The 1,955-nt window shown below is 52.2% G+C and carries 1 protein-coding gene and 1 pseudogene; both read left to right on the forward strand.

The window, feature by feature from the left end:
• Positions 1-1,008 (forward strand): annotated as a pseudogene (gene recA / locus ACPLUI_RS14355) (recombinase RecA); the annotation flags it as partial.
• A 205-nt stretch (positions 1,009-1,213) separates the two neighbouring features.
• Entirely contained in the window at positions 1,214-1,456 is a 243-nt protein-coding gene (locus tag ACPLUI_RS14360) for an NYN domain-containing protein (RefSeq protein ID WP_424660925.1), read from the forward strand.
• The last annotated feature ends 499 nt before the right edge of the window (positions 1,457-1,955 follow it).

Here is a 1,955-nt window from a genome sequence, read left to right on the forward strand (position 1 = left end):
CGGGGCAACCATGCTCCTGGCCGAGAACCCGAGGATGAACGTCGAAGCGATACCCACAGGGGTATCCTGTCCCTGGACCTGGCCACGGGTGTGGGCGGTCTGCCACGGGGCAGAATTGTGGAACTCTTCGGCCCGGAGTCTTCGGGTAAGACCACCGTTGCGCTGCATGTGATCGCCGAAGCCCAGAAAGCGGGCGGCATCGCGGCGTTCATCGACGCGGAGCACGCCCTGGACCCGGTGTACGCCAAAAGCCTGGGGGTGGACATCGAAAACCTCCTGGTTTCCCAGCCGGACTACTGGGGGCAAGCCCTGGAGATATGCGGCGTGCTGGTGGCGAGCTCGGCAGTGGACGTGGTGGTCATCGATTCGGTGGCCGCCCTGGTGCCGAAAAATGAGATTGAAGGTGAATTGGGCGAAGTGCAGGTAGGCCTACAGGCCCGCCTGATGTCCCAGGCTTTACGAAAATTGACAGCTGTGGTCTCCAAGAACAGGGCGGTCGTGGTCTTCATCAATCAGCTCCGGGAGAAGGTGGGGGATAACAGGTTCGGTCCCGCGCCCGAGGTCACGCCCGGCGGGAGGGCGCTCAAATTCTACTCGTCCATGCGGCTCGACGTGAGGAAGAAAGATGCAATCAAGGACGGGAGCGAAGCGACTGGGAGCCGCACGGTCATCAAAATCGTCAAAAACAAGGTCGCGCCTCCGTTCAGAGAAACCGCTGTGGACTTATTCTACGGGGAAGGCATCTCGAAAGAGCTGGACGTGCTGGACATGGCTCTGGAGTACAAAATAGTCCAGAAGTCAACCGCATGGATTTCCTATAACGGCGAGCACCTGGGTCAGGGCAGGGAAAACGTACGCAAGTTTTTGAAAGCGCACCCGGAAATGGTGGACGAGCTGGCCAGGGAAATAGTGGAGAAAATTGGGGCGGAAGTGGTACCGGCTGATAAAGCGGGGGAAAACGTCCCAGCTGAAAGCAACGTCGTATACCTGGCGATGGACCCGGAGTGATAACCGGGCTTTCCTGAAAAGCCACCCGACCTTGTAACGCAAAGGTTGCTTGCACCGGTATTACTCAACAAACACTTATGTCCACCGTTGGGAAGGCCCTGCGCCTTCAGAGGTAGTAAACCCATATCCAATGTAGCACAGGTAAAATATTAACGTAACATTGCCATCTTTCTGCCTCAGCTGAACTTACATAATAGAGTTCCCTATGAAGGGAGTTGATATTAAACTCGCAGTAGATATGCTTTCTAAAGCAATAAAAAACCACTACGATGTTGCAATTTTGGTAAGCGGCGATGCTGATTTCGTTGAAGTTGTTCAAGAAGTAAAAGACCTCGGTAAACACGTGGAACTCGCTGCCTTTCCTCAACAACCATGTTACCATTTAAAAAAATATGCAGACAGGTTTATCCTTTTAGACGAGCAATTTATGGAAAATTGCTGGAAATAAATGAACAGGGGGTTGGGATAATCCCAACCCCCCGGGCGATATACTACCTGCGGTTGGTAACCAATCGCAGGGGCTTTATACGCTTGCTCTTAGTTTTTCCCAAGAGCAAGGACTTTATAACAACTGTCGCTTGGATCATATACTTAGTCTGGTTCCATGTCAAGCTCATTTTCATTCATCACACAGAAAAAAAGCCCTATCTTTATAAAAGGCTTATAATTACCGCTTTTCACTTAGAATTTTAGGCCTTCCCTTTTTCGCGACACACCAAACCCTGACAAACAACGAAAGCCCTTCCAGCTCCGCTCTTTTCTTTCGTTCCCTTTTCATCCCCTACGGCACCCAGTCCTCCGGGTCCGGCACTTCGTATCCCATTATTCTCAGCAGTTCCGGCCCCCTGGTTTCGAAGTTGCTGGTCACCAGGTCCGCCGCGGCCCAGCAGAAACGTAAGCGTCAAATACAACCCACCTTGGCATAATACCCAAGTTTAAGGGATAAT

It is taken from the genome of Desulfofundulus sp. (genome assembly GCF_049701015.1).
Lineage (GTDB): Bacteria > Bacillota > Desulfotomaculia > Desulfotomaculales > Desulfovirgulaceae > Desulfofundulus.